Source organism: Stenotrophomonas sp. P5_B8 (genome assembly GCF_054049855.1).
The window spans coordinates 1-3,636 of record NZ_JBFULO010000389.1; the positions used below are offsets into that span (position 1 = coordinate 1).

Consider the following 3,636-nt stretch of genomic DNA (forward strand, 5'->3'; position numbering starts at 1 on the left):
CAATGAAATTTCTTGGGATCGAATCGAGCACTAAGACCTCAGCCTGAGGGTTGGTCGGAACGGAAGCAGTCAGGCCAAGGTTGGCCCTCACTTTGTCTTCCCAGTCAACAAACATTGCTTGGAGAGCACCTAGGCCCATGCGCTGCTCAATATTGATGCCGGTGACTGCACTGGAAGCAGCGTTCGAGGTGCAGAAGGCGCAGCGTAGCATCCAGAGCACGGAAGGGTGAAGGCCAATCACTACCCACTTCTCGTCAGGATTGCTATTCCGCAGCCTGCAAAACAGCTTATAGTTGGGAAAGCTGATGGATAAGCATACGGCTGAAGTTCCATCTAGTCGAAGCTCGTCATTGAAGACCACCCCAGCGCCCGGGGTCAAGAGATCGCGGCGGAGAAGGCCATTTTCTAGGATCGACGCAAGGTTATCTTCTCGGGTGAAGTGAACGAGATGGTTGATGCCGCGCTCTGCGACATATTCTTGGATGTTTGCGGCCATATTGAGTCCATTCTGTCTGTCAATGCTCGAAGAGCGCGAGACCATGTCGTGCCAATCCCTTGCACTCCACCACAGAGGCCTTATCGGCTGTGAGTGGCATTCCTTAAGCGGATCATAGCGTGGCAGAAGATCGTCGCTAGCTATACGATGGCGTGCCCGCAGGGGGCGTCGAACAGGGGATGTTCATGCAGTTGGCAGTCGTTAGGATCAGCAATTTCTGGTCCTTCGGTCCGGACCCGGTTGAAATCAAGCTCGATTCGATGACCTACCTACTTGGACCTAACGGTGCGGGTAAGACAGCCGTGCTGACAGCATTGGCCCGGATGTTTGGCACCACAGGGACCATGCGGACAGTGCTGCCCTCCGACTTCCATGTGGCGATAGGGGAGGCGCCGATTGAAGGCAAAGCCGCCAGCCTATGGATCGAGGCAGACTTCACCTTTCCCGAGGTGAAAGAGGGTAAGGACACTGCTGCGGTTCCAATCTTCTTCTCGCACATGCAGCTGCAAAGTATTGGCGAAGTTCCCGGGGTGYGGATTCGTCTCACTGCGGAGATGGACGAGAGCGGAGAGATCGAGCAACGCTTGGAATACGTGTTGGCCGCCGATCCGGACGGTGTGCCGACCCAGCTCCGTGGCATGCCCAAGCTTGATCGGCAAGCAATTCAGGTTCACTACCTCCCGGCCAGACGCAACCCTGCTGACCACATTGCTTACAGCGCGGCCTCGCTCCTCGGCAGGGCGCTTCGTGCGGCGGATTGGACGACTGAGCGTAGTAAGGCTAACGATCTATCCGAGCAACTCGGTAAAGCAGTCACAGAGAACGCTGGCGTTGAAGCCTTCGGCAGGGCACTTACGGCAGGGTGGGGGAAGCTCCACAAGGGGAAGTTCTTCGCTTCCCCCAGCATTGCTTTTGGCACAGGGGGTCTGGCTGAGGTGTTGAAGCAGGTGAGCGTCCGCTTCTCGCCCGGCCACGAAACGCCATCAGTGGACTTTGAGCGGCTCAGCGACGGCCAGCAGTCAATGCTCTACATCTCGCTGGTGCTGGCTGCTCATGCAGTTGATGTCGCGGCGTTGGCCGACGCAGATACACCCTTTGATCTAGCTCGGCTGAGGCCAGCGGCTTTCACTTTGCTTGCAGTGGAAGAGCCTGAAAACAGCCTCTCGCCCCAGTATCTGGRGCGGGTCACCCAGGCACTTCGAGACCTCAAAGACGAGTCCGGCGGGCAAGCTATTGTAGCCACGCACTCTCCCGCCATGTTGCGCAGAGCTGATCCAGATCACATCCGACATCTCCGGCTTGACGCTGATCGCATTACGCAAGTCAGTGAAATTGTTCTTCCGGATGAGGCAGGGGAAGCGGGAAAATTCGTTCGCCAGGCGGTCATGGCATATCCCGAGGTCTACTTTGCCAAGCTGGTTGTTCTGGGCGAAGGCGATAGCGAAGACATCGTGCTCCATCGCATGCTCAGTGCCATGGGCGTCGAAGCGGATGCGTCCAGTGTCTGCGTGGCGCCGCTTGGAGGGCGTCATGTCAATCACTTCTGGCGCCTGTTATCGAGTTTGCGAATCCCCTACGTCACTCTCCTTGACCTTGACTATGGTCGCTTCGGTGGAGGATGGGGGCGCGTTAAAGTGGCACATGGCTATCTGCGCAAGTTTCCAAACGGCCACCCGGTGCGCACCGATGCCGAAGTCAAAGCGCTTCCTGGATGGAAAGCGTCTTGCAAAGGGGACGCTTTCATCGAGGAAGTGCGTTTCCTCAGAGGAGCAGGGGTCTTCTTCTCGGCCCCGATTGATCTTGATTTCGCTATGATGCGGCAGTTTCCAGATGCCTACGGCGCCACTGAGCAGCCGTTGGAAGATGGCGATGACTTACTCGGTGCGGTCTTGGGAAAGAGTGGAATCGCCAAGCACTACGGACCAAAGTCGCGCAGTCTGTTTCACGACTACCACCGCCTGTTCAAACTCGCCAGTAAGCCGGTAGCGCATCTTCAAGCCTTGGCCAACCTGACTGATGAAGATCTGAGAGCGGATGCCCCCAAGACCCTGAAATACCTCTGTCAGCGTGTGGTCACCATCTTGGCGGCAGACGCGGAATGATTACGCCAGCTCAGTGGAGTCCGGTTGCCATCGAGATGTTGGAGCCCGGCGCAAAAGCGGCGATTACGGCTCTTCATGGCAACAGTGTGGTCATTGCTAATCCTGGATCAGGGAAGACCGAGCTTCTCGCTCAGCGCGCCGACTTTTTGCTCAGGACCGGCACGAGCCGCTATCCAAAAAGGATCTTGGCGATCTCGTTTAAAACCGATGCGGCGCACACCCTGCGTAGGCGGGTGAGGGATCGCTCAGGACTTGACTATGCCCACCGTCTCAACAGCATGACGTTCGACGCCTTTGCGCGTCGAATTATTGCGATCTACCGGCCGCTTCTGACAGGAAAGGATCGCCTGGACCAGGGATTCAAAGTCGGCACCGTTCGCGTGAAGAGCGTCCAGGTTGCGTTCAAGGAGTTGGTGCCATTGGCGCAAAATCTCATCGAACAGCATCCGATGATCAAGCGATCAATCAACATCGCTTACAGCCATGTATTTTTGGACGAATTTCAAGATTGTACAGGTCCACAATACAAGCTGATCAAGACGTTGTTCAAGGATACGTCAACCGCGATAACCGCTGTCGGAGACGCGAAGCAAAAAATCATGGGCTGGGCAGGGGCGCTCGATGGGGTGATGGGAAAGTTCGCTGATGAGTTTCCGGCAGCCATTTTGAGGCTCGTGCAGAACTGGCGATCTGCGCCAGCGATCCGTCGCGTGCAGAACCGAATGATCATGCAGATGGAGCCAGGTTCGGCGGTGGCAGAAAGCGATATCGTTGGTGACGAGGGTAAGGTCTATCTGTCTCGGTTCGCTGACGAATTGGCCGAGGCTGCACAAATTGCAGAGAAGATCGAGGAGTGGATCGCTGACGGCATTGCGCCGCACGAAATTGCCATTCTTCACATTCGCCAGAGCGCTATGTTCAATCAGGCTATCGACGATGAACTGGATCGTCGAGGTATTCCGCGCCGAAACGAGCAGGAGTTGCAAGATCTTACCTCAGAGCCTGCCACAGAGCTCGTGGTCAATCTGCTGCGCGTCC

General features: G+C 56.4%; 3 protein-coding genes. 2 read left to right on the forward strand and 1 reads right to left on the reverse strand.

Features of this window, described 5'->3' with window-relative positions:
* On the reverse strand, nucleotides 1-496 hold a 496-nt coding region (locus ACXJKH_RS16860; RefSeq protein WP_457321037.1), incomplete at its 3' end, for a DarT ssDNA thymidine ADP-ribosyltransferase family protein.
* A 185-nt stretch (nucleotides 497-681) separates the two neighbouring features.
* On the opposite strand from ACXJKH_RS16860, the gene ACXJKH_RS16865 reads away from it, so the two are divergent.
* A complete protein-coding gene (locus ACXJKH_RS16865; RefSeq protein ID WP_457321039.1) occupies nucleotides 682-2,598 on the forward strand; it encodes an ATP-dependent nuclease in 1,917 nt (638 codons plus the stop codon).
* The coding region (locus ACXJKH_RS16870; RefSeq protein ID WP_457321041.1) for a UvrD-helicase domain-containing protein at nucleotides 2,595-3,636 on the forward strand (1,042 nt) is incomplete at its 3' end. The genes ACXJKH_RS16865 and ACXJKH_RS16870, both read left to right, overlap by 4 nt.